The organism is uncultured Paraglaciecola sp., from assembly GCF_937123705.1.
Classification (GTDB): domain Bacteria; phylum Pseudomonadota; class Gammaproteobacteria; order Enterobacterales; family Alteromonadaceae; genus Paraglaciecola.
Map to the genome: position 1 here is coordinate 1 of NZ_CAKZKO010000205.1, position 26,319 is coordinate 26,319.

21 protein-coding genes are annotated in these 26,319 nt (G+C 42.0%); 10 read left to right on the forward strand and 11 right to left on the reverse strand.

What is annotated here, in order from left to right:
* The first annotated feature begins 125 nt into the window (after positions 1-125).
* The gene (gene lspA / locus Q0688_RS25405; RefSeq protein ID WP_299084121.1) at positions 126-623 is read left to right on the forward strand and encodes a signal peptidase II; all 498 of its coding nucleotides are present in this window, start codon (positions 126-128) and stop codon (positions 621-623) included.
* Between the two features lie 140 nt (positions 624-763).
* On the opposite strand, the gene Q0688_RS25410 is transcribed toward lspA, so the two are convergent.
* From Q0688_RS25410 to typA, 3 genes are all read right to left on the reverse strand, one after another.
* Positions 764-1,561, reverse strand: a complete 798-nt coding sequence (locus tag Q0688_RS25410; RefSeq protein WP_299084373.1) for a delta-class carbonic anhydrase — start codon at positions 1,559-1,561, stop codon at positions 764-766.
* A 97-nt stretch (positions 1,562-1,658) separates the two neighbouring features.
* On the reverse strand, positions 1,659-2,174 hold the full coding sequence (locus Q0688_RS25415; protein WP_299084124.1) for a hypothetical protein: 516 nt from the start codon (positions 2,172-2,174) through the stop codon (positions 1,659-1,661).
* Between the two features lie 195 nt (positions 2,175-2,369).
* Complete coding sequence (gene typA / locus Q0688_RS25420) at positions 2,370-4,208, reverse strand: translational GTPase TypA (RefSeq protein ID WP_299084126.1); 1,839 nt, start codon at positions 4,206-4,208, stop codon at positions 2,370-2,372.
* A gap of 439 nt (positions 4,209-4,647) precedes the next feature.
* On the opposite strand from typA, the gene glnA reads away from it, so the two are divergent.
* From glnA to glnG, 4 genes are all read left to right on the forward strand, one after another.
* Positions 4,648-6,057: a glutamate--ammonia ligase gene (gene glnA, locus Q0688_RS25425; RefSeq protein WP_299084129.1), complete on the forward strand. Its 1,410-nt coding sequence runs from the start codon at positions 4,648-4,650 to the stop codon at positions 6,055-6,057.
* A 300-nt stretch (positions 6,058-6,357) separates the two neighbouring features.
* Entirely contained in the window at positions 6,358-6,900 is a 543-nt protein-coding gene (locus tag Q0688_RS25430) for a DUF4124 domain-containing protein (RefSeq protein ID WP_299084132.1), read from the forward strand.
* A gap of 82 nt (positions 6,901-6,982) precedes the next feature.
* Complete coding sequence (gene glnL, locus Q0688_RS25435) at positions 6,983-8,062, forward strand: nitrogen regulation protein NR(II) (RefSeq protein WP_299084135.1); 1,080 nt, start codon at positions 6,983-6,985, stop codon at positions 8,060-8,062.
* Positions 8,059-9,465: a nitrogen regulation protein NR(I) gene (glnG, locus tag Q0688_RS25440; protein ID WP_299084138.1), complete on the forward strand. Its 1,407-nt coding sequence runs from the start codon at positions 8,059-8,061 to the stop codon at positions 9,463-9,465. Before glnL ends, glnG begins: the two co-directional genes overlap by 4 nt.
* Before the next feature lie 24 nt (positions 9,466-9,489).
* On the opposite strand, the gene Q0688_RS25445 is transcribed toward glnG, so the two are convergent.
* Positions 9,490-10,641, reverse strand: a complete 1,152-nt coding sequence (locus Q0688_RS25445) for an HD domain-containing phosphohydrolase (RefSeq protein ID WP_299084141.1) — start codon at positions 10,639-10,641, stop codon at positions 9,490-9,492.
* A 193-nt stretch (positions 10,642-10,834) separates the two neighbouring features.
* On the opposite strand from Q0688_RS25445, the gene Q0688_RS25450 reads away from it, so the two are divergent.
* From Q0688_RS25450 to Q0688_RS25470, 5 genes are all read left to right on the forward strand, one after another.
* Positions 10,835-11,548 (forward strand): 1-acylglycerol-3-phosphate O-acyltransferase, encoded by a 714-nt coding sequence (locus tag Q0688_RS25450; RefSeq protein WP_299084146.1) that lies wholly within the window; start codon positions 10,835-10,837, stop codon positions 11,546-11,548.
* Between the two features lie 23 nt (positions 11,549-11,571).
* A complete protein-coding gene (rraB, locus tag Q0688_RS25455; RefSeq protein ID WP_299084149.1) occupies positions 11,572-11,934 on the forward strand; it encodes a ribonuclease E inhibitor RraB in 363 nt (120 codons plus the stop codon).
* A 175-nt stretch (positions 11,935-12,109) separates the two neighbouring features.
* Positions 12,110-14,452: a TonB-dependent receptor gene (locus Q0688_RS25460; protein WP_299084153.1), complete on the forward strand. Its 2,343-nt coding sequence runs from the start codon at positions 12,110-12,112 to the stop codon at positions 14,450-14,452.
* A gap of 79 nt (positions 14,453-14,531) precedes the next feature.
* Positions 14,532-15,656, forward strand: coding sequence for an alkaline phosphatase family protein (locus tag Q0688_RS25465; protein ID WP_299084156.1), 1,125 nt, complete (start codon positions 14,532-14,534; stop codon positions 15,654-15,656).
* Between the two features lie 2 nt (positions 15,657-15,658).
* Positions 15,659-16,708, forward strand: a complete 1,050-nt coding sequence (locus Q0688_RS25470; protein WP_299084159.1) for an alkaline phosphatase D family protein — start codon at positions 15,659-15,661, stop codon at positions 16,706-16,708.
* Between the two features lie 333 nt (positions 16,709-17,041).
* Here Q0688_RS25470 and leuD read toward each other — a convergent pair whose 3' ends face one another.
* The 7 genes from leuD to Q0688_RS25505 form a co-directional block, all read right to left on the reverse strand.
* Positions 17,042-17,653 (reverse strand): 3-isopropylmalate dehydratase small subunit, encoded by a 612-nt coding sequence (gene leuD / locus Q0688_RS25475; protein WP_299084162.1) that lies wholly within the window; start codon positions 17,651-17,653, stop codon positions 17,042-17,044.
* Between the two features lie 17 nt (positions 17,654-17,670).
* Positions 17,671-19,083, reverse strand: coding sequence for a 3-isopropylmalate dehydratase large subunit (leuC, locus tag Q0688_RS25480; RefSeq protein WP_299084165.1), 1,413 nt, complete (start codon positions 19,081-19,083; stop codon positions 17,671-17,673).
* An 18-nt stretch (positions 19,084-19,101) separates the two neighbouring features.
* Positions 19,102-20,187 carry a 3-isopropylmalate dehydrogenase gene (leuB, locus tag Q0688_RS25485; RefSeq protein WP_299084169.1) on the reverse strand — a complete coding sequence of 362 codons (1,086 nt, stop codon included), beginning with the start codon at positions 20,185-20,187 and terminating at the stop codon, positions 19,102-19,104.
* Positions 20,188-20,193: 6 nt separating this feature from the next.
* A complete protein-coding gene (gene leuA / locus Q0688_RS25490) occupies positions 20,194-21,753 on the reverse strand; it encodes a 2-isopropylmalate synthase (RefSeq protein WP_299084172.1) in 1,560 nt (519 codons plus the stop codon).
* A 353-nt stretch (positions 21,754-22,106) separates the two neighbouring features.
* Positions 22,107-23,732: a TIGR03016 family PEP-CTERM system-associated outer membrane protein gene (locus Q0688_RS25495; RefSeq protein ID WP_299084175.1), complete on the reverse strand. Its 1,626-nt coding sequence runs from the start codon at positions 23,730-23,732 to the stop codon at positions 22,107-22,109.
* Positions 23,733-23,753: 21 nt separating this feature from the next.
* Entirely contained in the window at positions 23,754-24,701 is a 948-nt protein-coding gene (locus tag Q0688_RS25500) for an XrtA-associated tyrosine autokinase (protein ID WP_299084178.1), read from the reverse strand.
* Positions 24,698-26,311: an XrtA system polysaccharide chain length determinant gene (locus tag Q0688_RS25505; RefSeq protein ID WP_299084181.1), complete on the reverse strand. Its 1,614-nt coding sequence runs from the start codon at positions 26,309-26,311 to the stop codon at positions 24,698-24,700. The genes Q0688_RS25500 and Q0688_RS25505 overlap by 4 nt, the downstream gene beginning before the upstream one ends.
* Positions 26,312-26,319: the final 8 nt, after the last annotated feature.

Genomic DNA, 26,319 nt, shown 5'->3' on the forward strand with positions numbered 1-26,319 from the left:
CATTCCTGCAGGACTACGCCTCGATTGAAAGTCGCTGGTGTTCTCTGAGTGACTAATTGTTAGGATGAATTGGTATAGTTTCTATCTATAGATAGGCAAGACACTGTAAAGGTAAGTAAAAGTTAATGAGTATATTGAAACGGGTACAAATGATAGTGGTTATTTGTTTAGTCAGCGTCGGTCTTGATCAAGGAACTAAGTGGTACGCAGCCAAGAATCTACCCAAATTTGAAATGACCAGTTATTGGAACGATATATTGCGAATTGGTTACACTGAAAACACCGGGGCCTTTTTAGGTTTGGGCAGCGGTATGTCAGAGTCCGCAAGGTTTTGGATATTTGTTTGCGCAGTAGGTTTGATTTTATCGGCTTTGCTGATTTATATACTAAAAACGCAAACCCAAACTGCATTTGGATTAACATCACTAGTCCTTATTTTCTCTGGCGGGATCAGTAATTTTTACGACAGAGCGGTGAATAATGGTGCGGTGATTGATTTTTTGAATATCGGCGTAGGCTCATTGAGGACGGGTATTTTTAATGTGGCCGATATGGCCATTATGCTAGGGGTATTTCTATTATTGTTTGCTAAAGATAAGCAGGCTGAAAACGAAGCAGGATAATTTTTTGGAAAGTTGTGTTTATGCAGGCACTTACTCACCACCTTTAGAAAAATTTTTTCCCGCTAGCTAAAGTAAAGTTGAATGGAGAAGGAAATCAAATAACCCCTTAACAGAAACTTAAATATTAAGGGGCTGCTGGTTTACATATTAGATAGCAAGTCTGGGTTTTGAACTAGATTTCTGACACCGTGAGCATGGTCTTCGTTAAAGATATTGCCCTGGCACCATTTTCCAACCGTGCTTATATTTACTTTCGCAACCTTGGGTCTAACACTCCAACTAACTTGAAAAGGTGAGCCTTTTTCATTATATCCAGGACCAGTTGTAGAGCCGATATATTGCACCGCATTGCCAGTATTGGTGGGAATATGCAAAGCTTGGTTTTTGCCCAAGGATTTGTGGTGAGCAGTTAAGCGACCAAAATCGAATGCACCTTGATCGTTTACAAGTACATACACCTGTGTTTCCACTCGCAACTGAGGGTTCGCAATTGATTCACTTAAACAAGCGCCCAAAGTCGGGCCTGGTGCAACTTGTGCCGTTGAATGAACATAATGTACTTCAATAGTTGCACCCGGTTTAAGAGAGCCGTGAGAACTAGGGCAGACTTCTTCACTAGTAGAAGTCAATTCATCTTTGGTTAACTTGCCAGTGTATTTATAGCCACTATGATAGCCGTGTCCATCGCCATTTCCTGCGTATTCAGTGAACTCCCCGCCCTTGTGCTCAGCATTTTGGTGAAAATGAATATTACAAAGATTCATATCTTCAACTGCAGGAGCCATTTCAAACAAAACTTTGTTTTTGCCTGTTGAGAGATCAATATCTCTAGGCGATTGTGGCCCAAAGCCTTTTCCATTGGTATTGACTTTTAATGCCGACCTTTGTGTAGAAATGACCTCATCCGAGACTATTTTGTCTGCTGCAACTGAAAGCATTGAAATCGAAGTGACTGTTACTAATAACGCTAATGAACTCGTTTTATTCTTCATGATTTTATTCCTCATATATACAGCAGTAAAATAGACTATTTACTTAAAATGCCTTAACCACAGCAATGCCAAAGATTGTGGCTGTTTGGCTTCCCACAAAGTCAACGGCTAAGGTTGGAGCAACCCCAAATTGACCAACATGAAAGTCGTAACTGATTGATGCGCGGGTGACATCTTCTTTATGGCTGGCGTGATGATGAATATGTCCATGACCATCATCTTCATCATAGCTGCCCACAGTTTCTTTACCAATTCCCACGCCTAGTCTTAGCTCCTTCCAAGGGTGTAAATAAATAGCAGCAAGCGCTATGTCTACCCCAGCGCCATGGTGAGCATCATCGGTTTTTTCATATACTAAACCACCGCCCCACATTTTTGAAAACTTATACTCGTACTCAATGCCATAAGAGAATTCTGATTCACTATTTGCATGTGTAAAACCTACAAAGACACCTGGTATATGCTTTGGTGCGCTATGACCACTATCACTTGCGGCAATTGCAGGAGTGGTAACTAAGCTCGTTAAAATAGCTGCAGCAAAAAACATTTTATATTTCATTAATATTCCTCAAATTAGTCTTGTAGCGCGAAGGTAACATAAAGGTTAGCTTCTATTATTATTTTGAGTGAGTCAAATATAGACATAAATAATCACCTCAAGTTGACTCGGAGTTATGGCTATTTATATCCCCAAAAAAAAACCGGCTTTCGCCGGTTTTGATTCAATCTATTTAAAAGCTAATCACTCACAACCCTATGACTTAGGTGCGCGCCCTGCTTGTTTACGTAAATTTTCAGTCAGTAACTTTTTACGTATACGGATGCTTTCTGGTGTGACTTCTACCAATTCATCGTTATCGATAAACTCTAAGGCTTGCTCCAGTGACATATTAATGGGTGGCACTAAGCTTTGCGCTTCGTCGGTACCTGAGGCACGTACGTTAGTTAGCTGCTTACCTTTTAGGGCGTTAACGGTTAAGTCGTTTTCACGTGCGTGAATACCGATCACCATGCCTTCGTATACTTCAACACCATGGCCAATAAATAAACGTCCACGCTCTTGTAGATTAAACAAGGCGTTAGTTAATGCTTTACCTGTTGCATTGGCTATCAATACGCCATTTTTACGCTGACCAATTTCGCCGCCTTTATGCTTAGCGTAGTGATCGAAAGTATGGTACATCAAACCCGAACCAGAGGTCATGGTCATAAAGTCAGTTTGGAAACCAATCAAGCCACGGCTAGGAATAACAAAATCCATACGAATTCGGCCTTTACCATCTGGAGACATATCCGTTAGTTCACCTTTACGTGTACCTAACTGTTCCATGATCGAACCTTGATGCTCTTCTTCAACGTCAATAGTGACCGTTTCGAAAGGTTCGTGAGTTTCGCCGTCTACTTCACGTAAAATTACTTCAGGACGTGATACAGCAAGTTCATACCCTTCGCGGCGCATGTTCTCTATCAATATACCTAAATGCAGTTCACCACGACCGGATACGCGGAACTTATCCGGATCAGGCATTTCTTCTACTTTAAGGGCTACGTTGTGTACTAATTCGTTTTGTAGACGTTCAAGGATATTACGAGAGGTAACGTATTTTCCTTCTTTACCTGCAAACGGAGAATTGTTGACTTGGAATGTCATGGTTACTGTGGGTTCATCCACTGATAATGGCGGTAATGCTTCTACGGCATTTGGATCACAAATAGTATCTGAAATCTTAAGTTCACCTAAACCTGTGATAGCAATAATATCGCCGGCATCTGCTGAATCAACTTCATGACGCTCAAGACCTAAGTAACCTTGTACTTGGCCAACTTTACCGTTACGAGTTTTGCCATCGGCACCTATTACACTGACTTGTTGGTTTGGCTTCACAGAACCACGGGTAATACGGCCTATACCAATTACACCCACATAAGAGTTGTAATCTAGCTGAGAGATTTGCATCTGCAAGGTGCCTTGGATATCGGCAGCAGGTGGTTTAACGTGTTCAACTATGGTTTCGAACAAAGGCGTCATAGTGTCACTTTCAACATCTAGATCGTTAGTTGCCCAGCCATTAATAGCCGATGCATAGACCACTTGAAAGTCTAGTTGGTCGTCGGTAGCGCCTAAGTTATCGAACAAATCAAATACTTGATCCATAACCCAATCAGGACGAGCACCTGGTTTATCAATTTTGTTGATAACAACGATTGGTTTTAACCCTTGAGCGAAGGCTTTTTGAGTCACAAAGCGGGTTTGTGGCATAGGACCTTCTTGGGCGTCAACTAGTAGCAATACTGAATCGGCCATAGACATAACACGTTCCACTTCACCACCAAAATCGGCGTGGCCAGGGGTGTCCACTATATTGATGCGGTAATCGTTCCATTTAATTGCGGTGTTTTTCGCAAGTATGGTAATACCCCGTTCTTTTTCAATATCGTTTGAGTCCATCACTCGTTCTTCGGCTTCGCCGCGGCTTTCTAAGGTGCCTGATTGTTGTAATAACTTATCAACTAGTGTGGTTTTGCCATGGTCAACGTGGGCTATGATAGCTATGTTCCTCAAGTTTTCGATTGAGGTGTTTGATGAACTCATTGTCTTTTCTCTATTGGGGCCGCGTTCTTTTATATGACTTTATGAGTCAAACAAAGAAGCAGCTAAATTTACTGGAATTTATTGGGCGCGGATTGTACAGTTTTATCCTACATTTAGCGAACTTCAAATGCATATTGCTGTAAATAATACCTAGCCGCGCAATTGAATAACTTCGCGTTAACATTATTGTCATTATTTGATGTATTTAAGTGCAAAGCACCAACTTGGTGCAATTGCGTTCATTGGTGGTGCAGCTTTTTGTTGAGATATTCGATGTATTACGCCTAAAATGTATAAATAACTGGTTTCACAAGCACTTAGACAGCTGGCATGATTATCGCATTACCTAGGAAATAGAATTAACATTTTGTCGGCACGTTAATAGTTATTGGCTATGTACGTGCATTCATATATTTATACTTTTAATTTGGAGAATACCATGTCAGCACAACAGGCCTTAGATCTAATTAGAGAAAGCGAAGCTAAATTTGTTGATTTACGCTTTACCGATACTAAAGGTAAGGAACAGCACGTTTCTATCCCTACCCATCAAGTAGACGAAGATTTTTTTGAAGAAGGCAAAATGTTTGATGGTTCGTCTATCTTGGGTTGGAAAGGCATAAATGAATCAGACATGATTTTGATGCCAGATGGTGAAAGTGCGGTGCTTGACCCCTTCGCAGAAGAAACCCAAATAAACATTCGTTGCGATATTTTGGAGCCTATGACCATGCAAGGGTATGATCGTGACCCTCGCTCTGTCGCTCGTCGCGCCGAAGAGTATTTAAAGTCTACCGGAATAGGTGACACCGCATTGTTTGGTCCAGAGCCTGAATTTTTCTTGTTTGATGACGTGCGTTTTCACACCGATATGGCAGGTTCATTTTTCAAGATCAACTCAAGTGAAGCTAAGTGGAATTCAGGTACCGAATTTGAAGAAGGCAATATGGCGCACCGCCCTGGAGTAAAAGGCGGGTATTTCCCCGTTCCTCCAGTGGATTCATCCCACGATACTCGCGCCGCCATGTGTATGGTTATGGAAGAAATGGGCTTAACAGTCGAAGCTCATCACCATGAAGTCGCCACCGCTGGTCAAAACGAAATCGCATGTCTTTTCAATACGTTAGTGAAAAAAGCCGATGAGGTGCAAATCTATAAATATGTGGTCCATAACGTTGCCCATGCCTACGGTCAAACGGCTACTTTTATGCCGAAACCACTAGTTGGCGATAATGGTTCTGGTATGCATGTTCACCAGTCCATTTCTAAAGATGGCAAAAATATCTTCGCCGGTGATAAGTATGCCGGCATGTCTGAAGAAGCCTTGTTTTATATTGGCGGAATCATTAAGCATGCGCGCGCCATTAACGCTTTCGCTAATGCATCAACTAACTCATATAAACGTTTGGTACCTGGCTTCGAAGCGCCAGTTATGTTGGCTTATTCAGCGCGTAACCGCTCGGCTTCTATCCGTATTCCATTTGTAACCAGTGACAAAGCGCGTCGTATTGAAGTGCGTTTCCCTGACCCAACAGGTAACCCTTATCTTGCATTCACAGCTATGCTGATGGCGGGCCTTGATGGGATCAAAAATAAGATCCACCCCGGTGACTCAATGGATAAGGATTTATACGACTTACCTGCCGAAGAAGCTGCGGCCATTCCACAAGTCTGCAGTTCATTTGAACAAGCCTTGGATGCTTTGGATAATGATCGCGACTTTTTAACCGCAGGGGGAGTTATGTCAGATGAATCAATTGATGCATACCTCGAATTAAAACGCAGCGAAGTAGAAACATTGAATATGACCACTCATCCAGTTGAGTTTGATATGTATTACAGTGTGTAATTAGTATTTATTAGAGACGTATATCTTTGATAGTTATTAAAATAGATAACAAGCCCGCATTTGCGGGCTTTTTTTTATCTATAATACAGATACACTGGTTTTAGCACCGAGTTTCTAGCTTCGAGCTACAAGACAAAAGACTTTTAACCACAGAGGGCACAGAGAGCAAAGAGGAAAAGAAGGGGATGGTTTTTGTAGTTAAGTATTTGGTTTTCTCTGTGTAGCGAAGCACTCTGTGTTCTGTGGTGTTTAGTTTTTTGAGTTGTGGGCAATGTTTTTGGTATTGGGAGGGCAGGCATTATGAGTAAAGTGCGGGGATTTTATATTCTTTGTTTTTTGTTGTGCATGAGTGTGTCGGCACAAGAGGTTTACAAAACAATTAAGGCCGATGGTAGCGTGGTTTATAGTGATGTGCCTAGCGATGGAGCCGTACCTGTCAATTTGTCAGCTATGAATAATACGGTTATGCCAGGGCTTGGCGGTGTTTCAAGTTCCAAAGCTAAGGGGCGTACTTCCGTTCGAAAACGCACCACTGCGGTGCAATATGAGGTAACAATAGCTTCTCCCGAGGCAGAACAGACATTACGTGATAATTCAGGCGCTGTCAGTATAAGTGCAGATGTCGCGCCAAAAAAGGCCGGGCAATTTGAATTACGTCTTGATAATCAAGTTGTTATGACTCAATCAAATGGCCAGTTTCAATTAGAAAATGTCGATCGTGGTGCCCATATCATTCAAGTTAATTTTCTCGACAAGTCAGGCAAGATCCTTGCATCATCTAAACCGCAAACCTTTTATTTACAAAAAGCGTCTGCTCTGATCAACGCATCAAAGGCCCAATAAAAGCTATTGTGTAAAAAGTAGTATCTAATTCAGAGCAGTAAAATATAATTTGCACTATATAAGTGCATAAAATGTTGAGTTTATGTCTGAATCTGTCACTACTGAAAATCTGTTAGATAATTTATCCACTGCTGTTTTAGTATTAGATGAAAAATTGCAGGTGCAATATGCCAATCACGCTGCTCTAGCGGTATTTGAACGTAGTTTAAGTTTACTGATTGGTTGTTCCTTTAATCAACTTATTGTTGCGTCTACCTTAGACTTTGTACGCTTCCAAAATACCATGCAGTACGGGGAAGTCTATTCCGATAGTGAAGTCACGCTCACCTTTGCCGATGGTCGGCAAACCCAAACTGATATTTCGGTTACCTACATATTAGAAAACCAGGCTAAGCGATTCTTAATCGAAATTAGGCTGATTGAACAACAAAAAAAGATAAGCCAGGAAAATCAACAATGGGCGCAACAACAAGCGGCTCGTGAGTTGGTGCGAGGATTAGCTCATGAAATTAAAAATCCGTTAGGAGGGATTAGAGGAGCCGCGCAGCTACTAGAAAAACAGTTACCTAGTGCCGATTTAAAAGAGTTCACTCAGGTTATAGTCGAACAGTCCGACAGGCTCACCAATTTAGTCGATCGTTTATTAGGCCCCAATCTAAGGCCAAGTTTTGAGTGGAATAGTGTGCATCAAATGCTCGAAAAAGTGTGTACCTTAGTGCAGCTCGATCCTAGTCACAATATCGTGATAACCCGAGACTATGATCCTAGCATTCCCGAGTTGTACTTAGATCAAGATATGTTACAACAAGCAACCCTAAATATAGTGCGAAATAGTGTTCAAGCATTATTGGAATGCCCTGAGGTTGCGGGCGAAATTAAGATAGTTACTAGAATTGAACGTCAAGTCATCATACATGGTCAATGTTTTCCTCTTTGCGTTAAAATTCAAATCATCGACAACGGGCCGGGTATTCCTGATGAGCTTAAAAGTACTTTGTTTTACCCTATGGTAACTAGCAAGCAAGATGGCAGTGGTTTGGGGTTGTCAATCTCGCAAACTCTTATTGCTCATCATCGCGGTAAAATTGAGGTCGATAGTTGGCCCAATAGGACAGAATTTACGCTTTATTTACCTATTGATAAAAAGGAGTCTAAGCAATGAATGTCGAACCTGTATGGATAGTTGATGACGATAGCTCGATCCGTTGGGTATTACAAAAAGCACTTCAGGCGGCAAACATAGCGTGTTGCAGCTTTGAAAATCCCCAAGACTTGTTATTGCAGTTAGAATCGGGGCAACCACCAGAAGTGATAGTGTCGGATATCCGGATGCCTCAGATGGACGGTATGGCCTTGCTAACGGAAGTGCATAAGCGATTTGAAGGTATTCCTGTGATTATCATGACAGCACATTCTGACTTAGACAGTGCCGTTAATGCCTATCAAAGTGGTGCTTTTGAATACCTGCCAAAGCCATTCGATATTGACGAGGCTGTCAGCTTAGTGCAAAGAGCACTCACCCATTCACGAGAACAAGCGCCTAAAAATCGACCGCAGGAACTCGCAAAAGCAACTGAAATTATTGGTGAAGCTCCAGCAATGCAGGAGGTATTTAGAGCGGTGGGGCGTTTATCTCGCTCAAGTATTAGTGTGTTGATTAACGGTCAATCTGGTACGGGTAAGGAGCTGGTGGCTCATGCGTTGCACAAACACAGCCCTCGTTCAAACAACACCTTTATTGCTTTGAATATGGCCGCTATACCAGTTGATTTGATTGAGTCTGAATTATTTGGCCACGAAAAAGGGGCCTTTACTGGTGCTCAGGCTGCAAGACAAGGGCGATTTGAGCAGGCTAACGGCGGCACCTTGTTTTTAGATGAAATAGGCGATATGCCTTTAGATGTGCAAACTAGACTATTACGGGTTTTAGCCGATGGCCAGTTTTATCGAGTTGGCGGTCATAACCCAGTATCAGTTGATGTAAGAATTATCGCGGCGACGCACCAAAATTTAGAGCAGCGAGTTTCTGAAGGGCAATTTAGAGAAGATTTGTATCACAGGTTAAATGTTATCCGCATTCATATACCTTCATTATGTGAAAGGCGTGAAGATATCCCTATCCTTGCGGCGCATTTTTTACAAAAAGCCGCTGCCGAACTTGAAGTTGAGGTGAAATCTCTTAGTCAGGAAACAAAAGTTATACTAAGCAACTTAGCATGGCCAGGAAACGTACGTCAGCTTGAAAACATGTGTCGTTGGTTGACAGTTATGGCTAGTGGTCAGGAAGTGTTGCCCCACGACTTACCCCCAGAAATTGACGAACAAGTTGGTGCGATAAATACTTCTACTAATTTAGATGACTGGCAAACATTGCTGGCTCGCTGGGCGGATGCCCAGCTGCAGTCGGGCCAGAACAATATATTGAATGACGCCATTAGTTGTTTTGAGCGCATCTTATTAGACCGCGCATTGCACTATACACATGGCCACAAACAAGATGCAGCAAAACGTCTAGGGTGGGGCAGGAATACCCTAACTAGAAAACTGAAAGAGTTGGGAATGTAGTTATTGAGTAATATTACTTTTAGGTTACCTCGCTCTTTCACTCGTCAATAAGGCCGCCATCCCTTTATTAAAGGCTTGCATCCATTTTCCAGAAAATTTCCCTTTGGCTATGCGGTTTATTTCAATCACGGCCTTTTTCTTGGGACGCTGCTGGTGGCCTTCATGGGCTCTGGCATGAGTAATAGCATCAAAGGTATCGAGAATGGCTAATAATTTTGCACCTTCACAAATATCATCTTGTTTGATCCCTAAAGGATAACCAGTGCCATCAATTCTCTCATGATGCTGCATAACCATTTTCCGAGCTTCGTTCCATTGGTTGAGGTTTTCTAGCAATCGCGCACTTTTATACACATGGGAGCGCATTAAGTTAAATTCGGTTTCATCGAGTTTTTCTTGCTTATGTAATACTGCAATAGGGATAAAGGCCATCCCAAAGTCATGCATGTAACATGCAACGGCAAGCTGTACTTCATTGATAGGTGAACCTGCAATTTTATTGATATAACCTGCAAGTTTGGCGATTCTGTCACCTCTGCCTTCCCAGTATTTTGAGCGCTTTTCGATAGGTTTCATTAGCTCTCTAAAAAATACTAAATCTTCACGGTCGTCGTTGCTGATAGATTTAGGGATACCTGTTGTCGCTATGCTTGATGGAGCGCTGGCTTCGGTGTTTTCTTTGCCCTTAGGCTGCTCAACACTTAAGTCAAGACTAGGATCCAATATCGACACAGCTTTGGCTAATAGGTGCTCATGCTCAGCAGCGTTTTCAGGGGTAATACGTTGTATTTCTACAACCAGCTTATCAAATAATGTTTTGTTGTATTCGGCTTGACCTGTTTGAATACAGCTTTGCACGAACACTTTGACTCTATCCATAATGAGTAATACTAAGTCACTCATGTTGCTGGTGTACTGAATTTGCCCTTTGCGCAAGTAATCAAGCAAGTCTTCGCCGTGTTGCAATAGCGGAATCAGTGGCGAAAAGTTAACTAGGCCCAAATCCCCTTTAATGGTATGAATTGAACGAAATAAAGAGCGTTGTAACTCGTTATCTTCGGGTTTTAACTCTAATTCAATTAAGGTTTGCTCGCTGGCTTCATAAAGTTCGTTAATTTCTTCCAGTAAGTCAGTCAGAATATCTTCATCGAGATCTTCATGTTTAAAGGTTTGCATTGCGTGAGTAGCCTTAATGGTTGAATGGATCTGTTACTTGGTTAAATAACGGCCAGTAAAGAGTATTATTAATTTATTTTTACCGAAATAGAAAGGCTAAAAGATACTTACCCCTAAATCAAATAGTAAAGTGTTTTAGCTCATGGCCAAAAGTAAGTATACTTTGCGACCATTTCATTTAACAGGATAGGCTTTGTTAGCGCTGTTACGCATAGTTGCGATTTTCTTTTATTTTTTGCTTATCAATATCATTCTTATGTTGATTTGTTTAGTGCGTCCCTTTCACCGTGATAATGTTCACGCTGCGGGTGCGTTGTATAGTTCTGTTTCGAGACTATTAGGATTAAAAATTGAGTACCGAGTGCCCGACAGTGTTAAGCAAGGTGGCCCCTATGTTTATATTGCCAATCACCAAAATAGTTATGATTTATTAACCATTTGTGGTGCCACGCAAAAAGGCACTGTGACTGTGGGTAAAAAAAGTATGAAATGGTTGCCTGTGATTGGCCAAATGTATTGGTTAACAGGCAACATTATGATTGACCGAAAAAATTCAAGTCGTGCTCATGACACCCTGCAAAGTACAGTGCAAAAAATTCAAAATAGGCGTTTGTCGGTGTGGTTTTTTCCAGAAGGCACTCGTAGTTATGGTCGTGGCCTTTTACCCTTTAAAACGGGCGCATTTCGTATTGCAAAGGCGACAAACGAAGCCATAGTCACTATTGCTGCTAGCAGTTTGCATAATAAAATAAAACTTAATAGATGGGATAATGGCAAATTGTTAATTGAACTGTCAGAACCTGAGTTGATGGATGAAAAAAAATCGATTAAGCAAAACGCTGAGTATTTTCACCATAAAATGCAGCAACAGATTCAAAACCTAGACACAGAAATAGACAACGGCTAAAACACTAGCATAGAGGAACACCTATGAATGCAAACACAGTAGCAGAACTGGCCGAATGGCATGAGTTTAATCAAGAAACCATAGAAGCATTGATTGCAGATGACAGCGACGCAACAAAAGCTCACACAATCGAATACCACTTTGCTAGCCCTGATTTTGATGTGCTCGAAAAAGCCGCGGTGGATGCGTTTAAGGCCGGTTTTGAAGTAGGTGATGCTGAGGAGTTCGAAACCGAAGAAGGTGAAGAAATATTTTGTTTTGATGCTGTGGTCGAACGTATGTTAGATGTACAACTCATTAATCAAGATACCGACAAATTGTTTGCCATTGCAGTTAAGCATCAAGTGGAATACGACGGTTGGGGGACCTATTTTATTGAAAAATAGTTGTTTTTTTGCTGCTTAAATAAAAGTCAACTAATGCTAGGGTGTTATAGCTGGTCATAAAAGTGTAATATAGGTGTCATCTAATTGTCATATAAAGTACATATTAGATTCATGTTCTCCATGCACATTACATCCCAATTAAAATCACATATAACTATATTAGGAAAACATAATAATGAGTTCCACTGTACGATCAAAACTAGCATTATCTATATCGGCCGCATTAAGCACTTATGCGCTATCCATTCCTGTATTTGCTGAAGAAGCTGAAAAAACTGAAGATGCTGTAGAAGCCATCACAGTTGTTGGCCGCAGCGTATCTTACGCGAATAACCAAACAACAGATTCAATGATGAAGCAGCAAACGTCTATGACGAGTGTGTTGGCGACTATTGATAACTTGCCTGGTGTTTTAATTAACGAAGGCGATGCCTTTGGTGCCGATGATTGGTCTACCAGTATTTCTATCCGTGGTTTCCAAGTTGACGTAAACCAACAGCAAATTGGTATGACGGTTGATGGCATAGCTAACGGTGGTTCAAACTACGGTGGTGGCGCTAAAGCCAACCGTTATATCGACACTGAAAACTTAGGCCGAGTTGAAGTATCACAAGGTACCGCAGACATCGCTTCACGTTCACACGAAGCCTTAGGTGGTACTTTAAACTTTACGACCTTAATGCCAACAGTAGATGAGCGTTTAGTGGTCAGTACTACTTTTGCCGAGTTTGGTGGCAAAAAGTTATTTTTACGTTACGAAGCCGGTGAAATAGCAAAAGACACCTTTGCGTGGTTCAGTATGGCTAACCAAGAAAGCAGTGACTGGATGGGACAAACGGCAGAAAACGTACGTGATCACTTTGCTGCAAAAGTGGTTAGCACAGTAAACAATGTTGATTTAACGGCTTATGTATCGTATGACGATACCCATGAAGACAACTACCAACGTATTTATAGTTTGGGGCAATTTGCTCAAAACTCAACGTGGGATGGACTCACCACAGAATGGACAGGTATTCCTTACCAAGATCAAAACTATCGTCGCGGCTGGTCTACTTTGCGTGAAAATTTCTTTACCTATCTTAAAGCAGATTTTGAAGTAGGTGATGTGTTATTTAGTGGTAATGTTTATTACCACAAAAATGAAGGTCGTGGTGATTGGATGCCACAGTATATCGCTGACGTGAATGACGATGGCGCAGGTAATGGTCACTCAGAATTAGTGTCTGGCAATACTGTTTTAGGCGGCGCTGTTTTAGGACAACTATTGTTTGTAAATAGAAACGGTGAATCTGTTGCGCCAATCGATGGTTGTGTAAGCTCTATCACTTTCCCATACGGCGGTGCAGGCCCAGAATTCGATCCTGGTTGTTATGAGAATGGTGCCATTCCGGTAAGTTCATATCGTAATACTAATTACAAAAAGTCACGTGTTGGTATCAATGGTGACTTTATCTGGGATGCACAAATAGCCGATATGGATAATACCCTACGTGGTGGTTTTTGGTACGAAGACGTTACCCGTGAGGAAACTCGTAGCTGGCATAAAATCATGAATTCACAAATCAGTTATGATTATGATGAAACGCCTTATTGGATCCAGTACGATCGTGAGTTCCCAGTTGAAACTATGATGTTTTACCTTGAAGACCAACTCGATTTAGGTTTTGCTAAAGTCACCGCGGGCCTAAAACAATTTAATGTTGATGTTGCGAAAAATGACAGATATGTTTCAGCTAATGACAAGTCGGTCACTTCAGACTCTGATTTACTGATCTCTGCTGGTTTTGTTGCCCCTCTGCCTATTGATAATGTAGAAGTTTTTGCTGGTTTTGCACAAAACTATGCGGCAATTAAAGATACAGTTTTAGAGCGTGATGATGCTGATTTAAGTGTAATAAAACCAGAAACAGCTGATAACTTCGATATGGGACTACGTTATTCTACTAGAGAGTTAAGTGCTAGCTTAACCTACTACGTGACTAAATATGATGACCGTATCACATTCATCAGTAACGAAACTGTCGATGGTATTGATTATTTCGAAGCTGCTGCTGGTGGTTACGTTAATGAAGGCGGGATAGAGTCAAAAGGTTTTGAAGCCTCTGTAACTTACCAACTTTCTGAGCAATTTAGTGTTTACGCTTCTTATACTAGCAACGATTCAGAATATACCGATGTGGCATTATTAGGTAACACTGTTGTTGGCGCGGCTGAGCAAATGGGCGTAGTCAGTTTTGACTGGCAACGTGGCAATCATTCAGCAGGTTTAAGTACTAAATATGTGGGTGAACGCTTTATGGACCAAGCGAATACTAATGTTGTAGAAGCTTATACTGTTAGCGACTTATACTTTAGTACTCACATTGATGACCTAGGCAGCAGTGTTGAATCAGTTGAAATAAACTTCACCATCAATAACGTGTTTGATGAAAGCTATTTAGGAACTGTTGTTCCAGGTGGTGCATGGATTGGCGCACCTCGTACGGCGGCGATAAATCTTAAAGCAGCGTTTTAACTAGTAGTTTCCCTGTGTGATACTTGGGACGGGCTAATGCTCGTCCCTTTTTTTTGGGCTTTGATAAAGTGAGTGTAAAATGAAAGCAATGCTAATTATGTGTTTATGTTGTTTTGCCGTTACCAGTAAAGCTGCAGACAATTTACTTTTAGTCAGTATCGACGGATTACGCTGGCAAGAAGTGTTTCAGGGTTACCAAAATGATGTGCTTAATCTAGAGGCTTTTAAAGATCAAAAAACAGGATTAGAACAACAATTTCATGGCAGCAATGCCGCCCTTAAACGTCAAAAGTTAATGCCCTTTTTATGGGACGAATTAGCTAAAAATGGCGTGTTAATAGGTAACCGTGACTTAGGATCAAAGATGCAAGTTAGCAACGACTATTGGTTTTCTTATCCAGGATACAACGAACTATTGACAGGTAAAGCCGATCCGAAAATTGACTCAAATAAGGCTCTTAATAATGCCAATGTCACCATTTTGGAATGGCTAAACAAACACGCAAACTATCAAGGCAAGGTTGCCGCATTTGGAAGTTGGGATGTGTTCCCCGCCATCATAAATCGCACCCGCAGTGGTATACCTATCAACGCAGGTTTTGAATCCGCCGACTGGTCCAAGTTATCAAACAAAGCCAACTGGTTAAATGCGCTGCAAAAACAAGTGCCTAGCCCTTGGGATAATGTACGTTTGGATGCCTTTACAGTAGGTTTTGCCGAAGAATATATCATGGCTCACAAGCCTAAGGTTATATATATCGCACTAGGCGAAACCGATGATTTTGCCCATCAAGGTAACTACCCCGAATATTTGCGAGGTGCTAATCGTGCAGATCAATTTATCGCGCAGTTGTGGGCCTTATTACAATCCATCGAGCAGTACCAAGACAATACTAATTTGGTGATTACAGTTGATCACGGCCGTGGCAATTCTGCTAGCTCGTGGCAACACCATGCAAGTCCTAAGGCAATTAAAGGCTATTTAAAGGGACTCAATCAATATAAAGATGGCATACCTGGCGCCGAGCAAATATGGTTAGCGGCTATGGGGCCCGATGTAAAAAATACCGGTGAAATGAAAAACTCGCAAAATTTCGCCTTAGATCAAGTAGCGGCAACCGCAATTAGTTTACTTAATCTTGAGCATAAAGACTTTGCAACTGATATTGCCCCTCCTCTTCCTATTTTGAAAAAGGCTCAATAAACATGAAATATCTCACTCTTTTTTATACTTTAGTTAGTGTGTTGGTAAGTACTGACGCTTTCGCCGAGGCCAGTTCGGCCTCGAAGGTGAAGATTTTATTTGGCTCCTGCTTACATCAAGACAAAGAACAACCCATATGGCACGCTATGAACCAAGAGCAAGCCGACTTGTTGGTACTTTTAGGCGACAATATATACGGCGATACCGAAGATATGAGTGAACTTAAAGCCAAATATGCCAAGCAATGGTCAAAACCCGGTATGCAAACCATGTTAGCCAATACCCCTATTATTGGAATTTGGGATGACCATGACTTTGGTGAAAATGATGCGGGCGCCGAGTATCCACAAAAAGAAGCATCACGACAGATCATGCTGGATTATTTTAAGGTCCCTAAAAATAGCCCAAGGCGTAAACGAGCTGACGGAATTTACACTAGCCAGATAGTGCAGCAAGGCGATATTAAGGTGCAGCTTATACTGCCTGATTTACGCTGGAACAGAAGCCCACTTGAGTCGGTAGGTACCATTAAATATATGTTTAGCAAAGCGCCTAATGACTTAGGTCCATACGAGCCCAACCAAGATCAATCCAGCACTATGTTAGGTCACGCCCAATGGGATTGGTTAGAGCAGCAGTTACGAGAGCCCGCAGACGTACGTATTTTGGCCAGTAGTTTGCAATTTTTACCAGAATTTACCGGTTGGGAGTCTTGGGCCAACATGCCACACGAAAGGCAGCGTTTTTTAGAACTATTGAATACATATAAAATTGATAATTTAGTCATAGTCAGTGGCGATACTCACTGGAGCGAACTTAGTCAAATCACCCGCAAAAATGGTCAAGCCCTGTGGGAAATGACCGCCTCAGGTCTAACCGAAGAATGGAAGAACGCTAGCCCCAATAAACATAGGGTAGGGGAGACTTATTCCAAGGCAAATTACGGGGTGATTGAGATTCAAGGTCAGCAACTGGTCATGACCATTAAGGATGTGGCAGGGAAAGAGGTGATGACAACAACAATAGCCTTAGAAAATTTATCAGTTAAGTAATAATCCGAAATTTGTCATTCCCGAGTGCCGTTATCGGGGATCTACCTATTGCCCAACCGCAGCATGGATCTCCGCTAACAACATGCGGGGATGACGGGAAAATTGTCCATTCTAGTAGGTCACCAAGGTCATCCCTAGATCCTGCACGTCATTCCCGAGTGCTGTTATCGGGAAACCACTTATTGCCCAACCTCAGCATGGCTCCCCGTTAACAACATGCGGGGATGACGGGAAAAATTGTCCATTCTAGTAGGTCACCAAGGTCATCCCTAGATCCTGCACGTCATTCCCGAGTGCTGTTATCGGGAATCGCTTTAGTGATTTGTTAAAGCTTCAAGCCTTTTGCCACTGGGGCAAGTTATTCTCAAACTCGGTGATTTTATGGTCTAGCTCTAAGGTTTGACCTATAGCATCTAACCCTTTTAACAGGTTGTTTTTATGTTGCTCGGCAATCTCAAAGGTAAAGCTGTAATCATTCATACTTACGGTCTGTTGCTGTAGGTTTACGGTGATTTGCACTGTAGGGTCTTGTTGTACTGCGGCAAATAACTGATCCATCTGTGTGTTATCTAGTTGCACAGGTAACAATTGATTGTTGATGCAGTTACCGTAAAAAATGTCGGCAAAGCTGGTGGCAATCACTACTTTAAAACCATAGTCGTCCAGTGACCAAGGGGCATGTTCGCGGCTTGAGCCACAACCAAAGTTTTCCCGCGTCAGCAACACGCTGGCACCTTGATACGCGGCTTTGTTCAACACAAACTCAGGGTTGGGCACTTGTTCGTGCTCGTCGAGGTAGCGCCAATCATGAAACAAATGTTTACCATAGCCGCTACGTGTTACGGCGGTTAAAAACTGCTTGGGGATGATTTGGTCGGTGTCCACGTTGGCTTGATTTAAGGGAACGGCCGAGCCAGTGTGAATATTTATACCTATGCTTGTCATAATAAATTCCTTAAAGGCTATTGATAGTCGCGCACATCGGCGAAGTGGCCGGCGAGGGCTGCTGCTGCGGCCATGGCTGGGCTAACTAAATGAGTTCGCGCCCCACGACCCTGACGACCTTCAAAGTTACGGTTGCTGGTTGAAGCGCAGCGGTCACCTTGTTTAAGAATATCGTCGTTCATGCCCAAACACATTGAGCAACCTGGTAAACGCCATTCAAAACCGGCTTCTATAAATATTTTGTCGAGTTGTTCTGCTTCAGCTTGGGCTTTTACCGACACTGAGCCTGGCACCACAATAGCGGTTACGCCTTGGGCTACTTTGCCTTGTTTAGCAATAGCCGCAGCTGCGCGCATATCTTCAATGCGGCCATTAGTGCACGAGCCTATAAAGACATTGTTTATGGCTAAATCTTGCAATTTCTGGCCGGGGACTAAATCCATATAGGCAAGGGCTTTATTGGCTGAGTCTTGGTCGATAGGATCAGAAAAGTCAGCCGAGGCCGGCACCGGCTGATCCACACCTATCACTTGCCCAGGGTTTGTGCCCCAGGTCACTTGTGGGGCGATATCAGCTGAATTCAATGTAATAACAGTGTCAAAAGTTGCGTCTTTATCTGTTACTAAAGTTTGCCAATAGGCCAAGGCTTGGCTCCAATGCTCGCCTTTAGGGGCATATTCTCGGCCTGCTAAATAATCAAAAGTGGTTTGATCGGGAGCAATTAAACCGGCTTTAGCACCGGCTTCAATGCTCATGTTGCACACAGTCATACGCTCTTCCATCGACAAACCTGAGATGGCTTCGCCGCAATATTCAATCACATGGCCGGTTGCTCCAGCATGCCCAATTTTACCTATGATAGCCAAAATAATATCTTTGGCGGTAATGCCGATAGGTAAGGGGCCATTGACTTGCACCTGCATGCTTTTGGCTTTGCTTTGTTTAAGGGTTTGACTAGCAAACACATGTTCAACTTGTGATGTGCCTATACCAAAGGCTAATGCACCAAAGGCACCGTGAGTCGCGGTATGTGAGTCGCCGCACACTACTGTCATTCCAGGTTGAATAAGGCCTAGTTCAGGCCCCATTACATGCACAATTCCTTGTTTTTGATGGCCCACTGGGAACAGTTCAATCCCGTGTTTTTCGCAGTTGTCTGCCAAGGTTTGTAGCTGTAACTTGTTGGTAGGGCCACAGGCATCTAAGGCTAAAGAGCGAGTTGAAATACTGTGATCCATAGTGGCAAAAGTCCGCTGTGGACAACGTACTTTGCGGTTTTTGTCCTCTAAACCTGCAAAGGCTTGAGGTGAGGTCACCTCGTGAATTAAATGTCTGTCTATGTACATCAAACCTTCTTCACCGGTATGAGAGGTATTTTTCGCATCGATAATATGGGCTTGCCATATTTTGTCATACAAGGTGCTGGCCATTACGCTTTCCTAAATCTATTAAATTAATGCGGCAATATAATTGCCGACTTCACTGGTACTTTTGGCTAAATGTTGTTGTTCTGGACTCAGTAAATCACCGGTTAGCACCCCGTCACTTAAGGTTTTTACTACTGCCGCATCTATAGCATCGGCGGCGGCGTTTTCGTTTAAGCTAAAGCGCAACAACATAGCGGCCGAGAGTATTTGCGCTATTGGGTTAGCTATGCCTTTACCGGCAATATCTGGCGCCGAACCGCCTGCTGGTTCGTACATGCCAAAGTTGTGCTGGTTGATACTGGCAGAGGGCAGTAACCCCATTGAGCCGGTGATCATGGCACACTCGTCAGAGATGATATCGCCAAATAAGTTAGAACATAACATCACGTCAAACTGGTTTGGGTAGCGAATGAGCTGCATAGTCGCGTTGTCGATATAAATGTGTTCAAGCTCTACTTCTGGATAGTCCTTAGCCACCTCTTCAACCACTTCTCGCCATAAACGGCTACACACCAGTACGTTAGCTTTGTCTACTGATGTCACTTTTTTACCGCGTTTTTGCGCCGCGTCAAAGGCACTAACGGCAATGCGGCGAATTTCGGCTTTGCTGTAACGCATAGTATCAAAAGCAAATTGCTCTTCACCTTCGCCTTCTAAGCCTTTGGGCTGGCCAAAATAAATACCACTGGTGAGTTCGCGTACTACTAATACATCAAAGCCAGCCGCCGCTATATCGGCTCGAAGCGGAGAGAAAGACTCAAGGCCCGGATAAATTTTTGCGGGGCGTAGGTTGCTGAATAAGTCAAAATGCCCACGCAATGCTAAAAGCGCGGCGCGTTCTGGGCGTTCTTCTAAGGGTAAGTTATCCCATTTTGGGCCACCAATTGAGCCAAATAAAATGGCGCTGGCGTCTTCGCAGCCTTTTAGCGTGGAAGCGGGCAGGGCTTTGCCGTGGTTGTCTATGGCTAGGCCGCCTACATCAAAATCATTTAACTGAAATGAAATACCAAATTTTTTAGTGACTGCCGCTAGTACTTTTTTGGCCTCTTGCATGACTTCAGGGCCAATGCCATCCCCTGCTAATACGGCAATATTGTATTCAGACATGTTGTGTTATACCCCTGCAATTCTAGTTTTCTGTTCTTTTTTCTGATCAATTTGATCGGCTAAATGTGTGTTGTTTAATACGTAAATTAAGGCTTTGACGCCTGATTCAACAATATCGGTGGCTAAACCTATACCGTTAAAACGGCGGCCATTATATTCTGCCACTATTGATACCTGCGCTAAGGCATTGGCGCCTTCGCCTTTAGAGTCGAGCTTAAAATCGACTATCTCTACTTGGTTGGCGCCCACTACTTTTGAAATGGCATTATAAGCGGCGTCGACTGGCCCGTTACCGGTTGCAGACTCGGTGATTTCACTATCACCCACCTGCATACACACTGTGGCGCTGGGTATGATTTGTTTACCCGAGTTCGCCTGCAAATACAGCAATTTATAATGTTCGTCTTCCTGTTTGGCCTGACTGAAAAACAACAGGGCCTCTAAGTCGTAATCAAACACTTGGCCTTTTTTATCGGCAAGTTTTACAAAGGCGCTGTAAAGGGTTTCCAAGTCAAAGTCAGACTCTTTATAGCCCAATTCCAACAAGCGATGTTTAATCACATGGCGTCCGGATCGCGAGGTTAGATTCAGATTATTTTTATTTATGCCAACACTTTCTGGGGTCATAATTTCGTAAGTGTTTTGACCCTTTAATACCCCGTCTTGATGAATGCCCGACGAATGACTAAAGGCGTTAGCCCCCACAATGGCCTTGTTAGCTTGCACCGGCATATTGCATAAGTTACTCACTAACTTTGAGGTACGTGATATCTGTTCACTTTTGATATGGGTATGTAGCCCGAGTTTGCTGTGGCGAGTTTGTAAAATCATCGCTATTTCTTCTAATGAGCAATTACCTGCACGCTCACCTAAACCATTAATGGTGGCTTCGACTTGCCTTGCACCTTGTTCTACGGCCGCCAATGAATTAGCTACAGCTAAGCCTAAATCGTTGTGACAGTGTACCGAAATCACCGCTTTATCGATATTAGGTACTCGGTTAAATAGGCTCTGAATAATGCCACCAAATTCAGTAGGAGTGGTGTAACCCACGGTATCGGGAATATTCACTGTGGTTGCGCCTGCATTAATTGCGGCTTCTACCATACGGCACAAATAATCTATATGAGTACGCCCCGCATCTTCGCAGGAAAACTCCACATCAGGGGTGTAACGACGCGCATGTTTTACCGCTTGTACTGCCATTTCTACTACGTCATCTTGGGATTTACGTAACTTAGTGTTGACGTGAATATCAGAGGTAGCGATAAAGGTATGAATACGAAACTGCTCAGCCACTTTTAATGACTCACCACAGGCGTCGATATCTTTAGCTAAGGCACGAGATAATCCACATACTGTGGCGTTTTTTATTTCACGAGCGATGGATTGTACCGATTCAAAATCACCGGGTGAAGACACCGGAAACCCCGCTTCGATTATATCTACCCCTAAACGCTCCAATGCCAAAGCAATTTTGAGTTTTTCTTTTACGCTTAAACTCGCTGGCAAGGCTTGCTCACCATCTCGTAAAGTAGTATCGAAAATTTTGACCTGATTTGACATGCTCTACCCCTTAAAAGATAAATCAAAATCAAGAAATTAAAGAGCCAAGGTCAGGTTATAATTGGCCATGATCTTCAAGATTGATGACTTTAATATTCTGTACATACAAAAAACCCGTGCTTGGCACGGGCTTTTTGTAAACTAGTTAACGCTTGCTTACAACCTACCCGTGCAATCTTGCTGCCAGCAGAAGTAAAGTAGAAAAAATCGCGTTGTTCATTATTTAAATTCTTTAAAAAATACTATAGGTATTTGTATCGCGTATGGTACTAGTGCGTCAATACTCTTTACAACAAAAGCTATAACTTAAAAATATAAATGGTAATTTTTAGGCGTTATAGATTTGACCTGACTTAAAAGTCATAGACAAACTCCAAGGTTAACCTTTTGTCTTTGATATCTAAGTTTGAAGCGTTCATGGCGTCAGGATCATCATTGCTTGAACCGCGATCTAAGTATCTGAAGCTGAGATTGGTGGACATGTTTCGCCCTAACTTTCGAGACATACCTAAGGTGCTAGAAATAGTGTCTGTTTCGCGCCCCGTTGTTTCTTCTTCAGTTACGGCATAGTTCACAGATAAATTTAGGCTAGTACTATTATTGATTTTGAAACTGTTACTTAAGCTAGCAGTATTTTGTTTTTGCACCCTAGGGTTTTCTAAGTACTCTGTATTACTATGAGACACACTTAAGGTTGAAGTGAGTTTTCTGCCTTTAAGTCCAACACTGGCATTAAGGGTTTTTCTGAGTATTACTTGTTCGCTTAACTCTGGAACTGCTGCAAATAGATTGGAAAACTGCTCTCCTGGCTGTAAAGAATATGACGGGCTAGGCGGCACAAAGCAGTCACTGGCTGTAAATAGGCCTGCCGGGCACACGAATGCACCTTGATCTTCGAGTCGGGTAAGTAAACGAGACGAAGTGGTAAGATTTTCACTGTAATTTATTCGGGTTCTTAGGTGTCGAGTATTGTGACTAAACGAGAAGGAGCCACTGTCTCCGAAGAAGCGTTTTCCATAATTTGCCTGAATCGACGTTCTACGAGTAAAGTTCCAATTTAAATCTATACCTACAAAGGTTTCATCTTCTTGGTTGCTTCTCTCAGACTGATTATAGGTAATAGTGAGTGTTCTATTTGCAGAGGCAAACCAAGAAATCCCTACACCATAGCTATCATAATTAAGATCTCTAGCCGAAAGTTCATCAGAATTCGCTAATTCATTTTCCTCAGAGTTGCCTGTTACAACGGCGCGAATATCGCCAAATAGCCCAAAACTTATTTGCCCATTGATAACGCGCGAGGTGAGATTATCACCAATGGTTCTGTCGGTGTTTTGATAGTTTGATGTGAAATTCCAACTGAGGTTACTGAATTCGCTTCCTTGATATAGCCGTGCCACCAAAAACTGATTTTTATTGTCAATTTCTATGTCTGCGCCAGTATCGGAACTTAGGTCACTCCTGTCACTTTTTACATTGGATAGGCCGCCATTCACATTGAATCTAAAATATTTGCGAGAAGGCAAAGTAAAAAGGAAGCCTGCACTGTTCGTTTGTGTTTTTGACAAACCATCAGCCCCGAGGTAGGGGTCATTCACAAAGTACTGAGAGGCAAGCACACTCCTATAAGATTGGCCGCCTCCTAGATTTAAAGATAGAATTCTTTCGATTAGCGAAATATCACCAGAATATCGATAATTGGTGAAACTGTCACTTTGACTTTCGTCACTGATATCCGAACGGATTTCGTTGTGACTAACAGAAAAGTTTCCTGCCATTATCTTGCTTTTATAGTTGGTTCTTATGCTCGGTTTAACCGATATAATGCTAGCGTCACCTTCACCAAATCTTTCAGAATCATTTTGTGAACGTATCAATGACGTGCTAATACTAGGTTTGATTTCAAGTTGACCTGCTGTAGATCCCATAGAATAAGCCAATAGCACACAAGAGGTAAGCAGGGGTAATTTAAAATTCAAAGAGCAGTCCTTCTCAAGCAATTAATTATCAGCGCCGTAATAATAACCATAATAACCTGCACCACTCTTAGCACCTTTATGGGCTTTATTGATCACAAAGCCTTTCGCCATATCAGGATTAAGCTGCTCTACTGACAGCGCGATTCGGTTTAAGTTGGTTTTTCCTTCCTGAACCACAATTACCGCCTGTCCTGCTAAGTTTGCCAAAATAGCGGTTTCGTTGATCCCTAATAAAGGAGGCGTATCAAATATAACAATACGATCAGGGTAGCGGTTAGCAAATTCGCTAACAGTTTCTAACATTTTCTCACTGGCCAGAAGCTCAGTAGATAAATGGTGTGATTTACCCGCTGGAATAATACGTAATGTATCTATGCTGGTGTGATAAATAACCTCACTCAAGTCATCTACATCACCTAGTAAGTATTCCATAAGACCATTTTCAAAGGGTTGATTGATGATCTTCATTACACTAGGACGAAGTACATCAGCATCAACTAGTAATACGGTTTTATCTTGTTCTAATGCAATACTCAATGCCAAATTTATCGCTGTAAAGGTTTTACCTTCATTTGGATTAGGGCTAGAAACCATAATAATATTACTATTATTAAGTGATTTAGACAGGGGCCCAAAAGCATTGCCTAAGACTTTACGTTTAATGGCTCTGAACTCTTCGTTGATAACTTGCCTGTCTTTATTAACAAATCCGTTTTGCAGCTCAGTTAGATCTATTTTTTTCTGCTGAGTTGCAGGTTCTGCAGAAACCTCTGTTTTAGGCTCATCAACAACAGGTGGCACATTATCGACTGCTTCGCTAGGTGATTCATGGTGCAATGACTCAGTAGCAGCAGGCTGTTTATCCATAGTTTGAATGGTAGGTTCTACGGGCGTTTGTTCCGCTTGTTGTTTTTTCTTATCTTCTGCAAGCGCCTTATTTTTTTGGAGGGCTTTTTCTATAGAATTCACAGTAAATTCTCCAATAAGTGGAAGGGTAAACGACCGTATGCAATATCTATCCACACTAACGAAATATAAATGGCTATCAGGCACAAGCTAGAAACCGCGAACATCAGCATTCTATTGTGCTCTTTTTTCTTAAATGCCGTGGAATGTATATCTGATACGCTACCAAAAACTGGGATCCCAAAGGAATTTTTTAGTTGGTTAGCACTAAATACTACGGGTTTAAGCTGACTAATTAAAAACGCAATAGATAATCCCGTACCAAAACCAAAGATTAAAATCCCAGTATAAAAAATGACGCGAATAGGACCAGATGGTTTACTAGGCAAAGTGGGAGGATCAATGACTCTAAACTGCACGTCATCTGTTGTCGCTTCTGCTTTACGAGATATTTCAGCTTGCTCTTTACTGGCCAATAATTCTAAGTACTTTCTATTAGTGATTTCATAATCACGATTTAACCCCTGAGCTTCTGCTTCAATCTGAGGAACTAAATCAATAATTTTTTCAAGCTCTTGTACTCGTTCTCTATTTTGTTTGGCCCTAACCCTAAGAGAAGCTATTTGATTTTCGTATTGTGATACCGCAAGTTTCATTTCTTGATAGACAGGGTTTTGGTTAATGTTGCCAAACTGACTATAAGAGCCTGTTGATTCCGCCACCTTAGACATAGCTTCAATTTGTTTTTTTCTATCAGATTTCAAACTTTCTAATAAGCTATTGGTTTTTCTAACATCTGGGTGGTTTTCTGTATATTTAATTAGCAATTCATCAAGGTTACTTTCTAAAGTTGCAATTCTACTGTCATATTTTGTGGCTATATTGGATTGAGTATCAATGCCATCGTTTTCTGGTGTCACCAATCCAAAAACAGGCTCTTCACCTTGCAGTTGCGCTTTTGCAGCGTTTAACTGAGACTCAAGTTCCAATAACCTCATTTCAGTCACTTGCAGTGCCGATAGTTCTTTTTGATATTGGCTGTAGTAATCACCAGATGTGCCTGGCGCTCTATCCATACGGCTAACTTTAAAGTCGGCTACACGTTTTTCCGCCTCAATAAGGCGTTGTTCATATTCATCTATTTGGGTTTGCAGAAATTCTTCTGCACTATCACTGCTTTTTCGGTTTGAGCCAAGTGCCGACTCAACAAACTCATTCAAGGTGATTTGAACAATTTTTTGCGACAATACAGGTGAGTGTGATGGATAGCTTATAGTATAAATATTTTGCTCTCGGGTACTGCTAAGTTGAATATCACTTTGCAGTTTATCGATTAAAGCATCCATATCCTTTTGGGTCTTTACTGTGATGTCAAGATCTGCCTCACGCGCAATTTTTTCTAGATTGGGCCTACTTAATAGCGTACGTGCGACTAAATTAATTTGCTCGCTGGGATTATTGTATACGGCTATACCCCGTAACAAAGGTCTGAGTAAACTATTGGTGTCTACAAAAACCCTTGCAGATGACTCGTACAGATTGGGTAGGGTTGCCACATAAAACCAACCTATTGGGCAAACTAACCACGATGAGATAATGATATAGCGTTTTTTTATCCAAACGCCTTTCATATAGTCCAAAATCTGGTCTAACGTTTCCTGAATTCCTAACATATATACTT